The organism is Bartonella grahamii ATCC 700132 (assembly GCF_000518085.1).
In the GTDB taxonomy this organism is placed as follows: Bacteria; Pseudomonadota; Alphaproteobacteria; order Rhizobiales; family Rhizobiaceae; genus Bartonella; species Bartonella grahamii.
Genome location: NZ_JACX01000068.1, coordinates 1 through 1,190, shown reverse-complemented (window position 1 = coordinate 1,190; position 1,190 = coordinate 1). Strand labels below are relative to the sequence as shown.

The window sequence follows — 1,190 nt, the reverse complement described above, 5'->3', positions numbered from 1 at the left end:
ACCGTGACCGATTCCTCTACCGTCTTCTCAAATTGCTTTAAGTCCTCACAAAGGATTTCTTCTGCTTGCTCTTGGCTAATACACATGCCTTTTTTAACAAGGGGGTGACCCGCATTGCTGGTGTGACCATAACCAATCGTCCAGATACATGCCGTGTCTCTATAAGCCTCTAAACGCAAACCTTCCCATTGTTTGATAAGCTCTAATCCTTCTTTCGATATCTTTCTCATCTGACGCTCCATAAAAAAAGCCCCACAAAAGTGAGGCTGGATAAAAATGTTTTTTTATGATCTCTATTGGCTATACTCTTTGATCAACTGTTCGACTTCTTCAACGCTAAAGCCAAGCTGAAAGAGCGGCGCATATTCACTTTCCTGTAATTCATACTGACAACGCTTTTCGACAAAATCACCATTTGAATCAAACGGTATTTCTGTTGTTCGACAAACCTTATGCGTATCATCTTCTACCCCCTCTTCCCCTTCACTGAGTTCTTTGACAAAAAACCAATAAAAACGCGTTGTCAAAAGCATCTCTAGCCTTCTTACTGTTTCAACTTTGTCAAAAGAAAGCATGTTCAGATAATCTTGCTTGCTATTTAAATGTTCTGGATAATCTATCATCTACCCCTCCTAAACAAAATGCCGTGGATGACTACAGCCACGGGCGCTAGCCGATTCATAAATAGCATTCCGTATAATGACTGCACGTAGATGTGGAGTGATATTCGTAGTATCTGACCAGTCTCCACCAGCCAACAATGCATACATATCTTTTTTAAACTGTACATTTGGTGAGGTTCCAGTTACTGTTTGCATGAAACACACATCTCTCACAAATTGCCAAACATAACCGCAACCATCTTCACAACCGATATGCGAAATCATCCGTATATTTGCCGTATTCTTATGACCTCCAGAATGTTTCGGTGAAGGTGCTTTTTTGCCTTGAATCCCACCACCTTCATTGCTTCCATACATCGCAGAGGTAAATTCTGTATTATTGAGCAAAGCCTTCTTAACACGCAGCATATCGGATATATGATCTATTTGTAGACGGTTCGTCGTAATAGGAACATTATACGCAGAGCGGGTATTGTGACCCGTCCCTGACTGAAGATAAATATCAACCCAAATATCTTGTGACGAGTCGTAAACCATGCCCTCTGGGGAACTATGCGGGCGGTGATT

At 41.5% G+C, this 1,190-nt stretch carries 2 protein-coding genes and 1 pseudogene; all 3 read right to left on the bottom strand.

Annotated features, from left to right (window positions below):
• Positions 1-230, bottom strand: a 230-nt coding sequence (locus tag U736_RS0108765; protein ID WP_026500694.1) for a lysozyme, incomplete at its 3' end; no start/stop codon positions are given.
• A 63-nt stretch (positions 231-293) separates the two neighbouring features.
• Positions 294-623, bottom strand: a complete 330-nt coding sequence (locus U736_RS0108760; RefSeq protein WP_026500693.1) for a hypothetical protein — start codon at positions 621-623, stop codon at positions 294-296.
• 9 nt (positions 624-632) lie between these two features.
• Positions 633-1,190, bottom strand: a pseudogene (locus U736_RS12450) (alanine-zipper protein); the annotation flags it as partial.

Bases quoted from the DNA above. Each gene is read 5' to 3' on its own strand.
- U736_RS0108760 (WP_026500693.1), bottom strand. From the start codon at position 623: ATGATAGATTATCCAGAACATTTAAATAGCAAGCAAGATTATCTGAAC.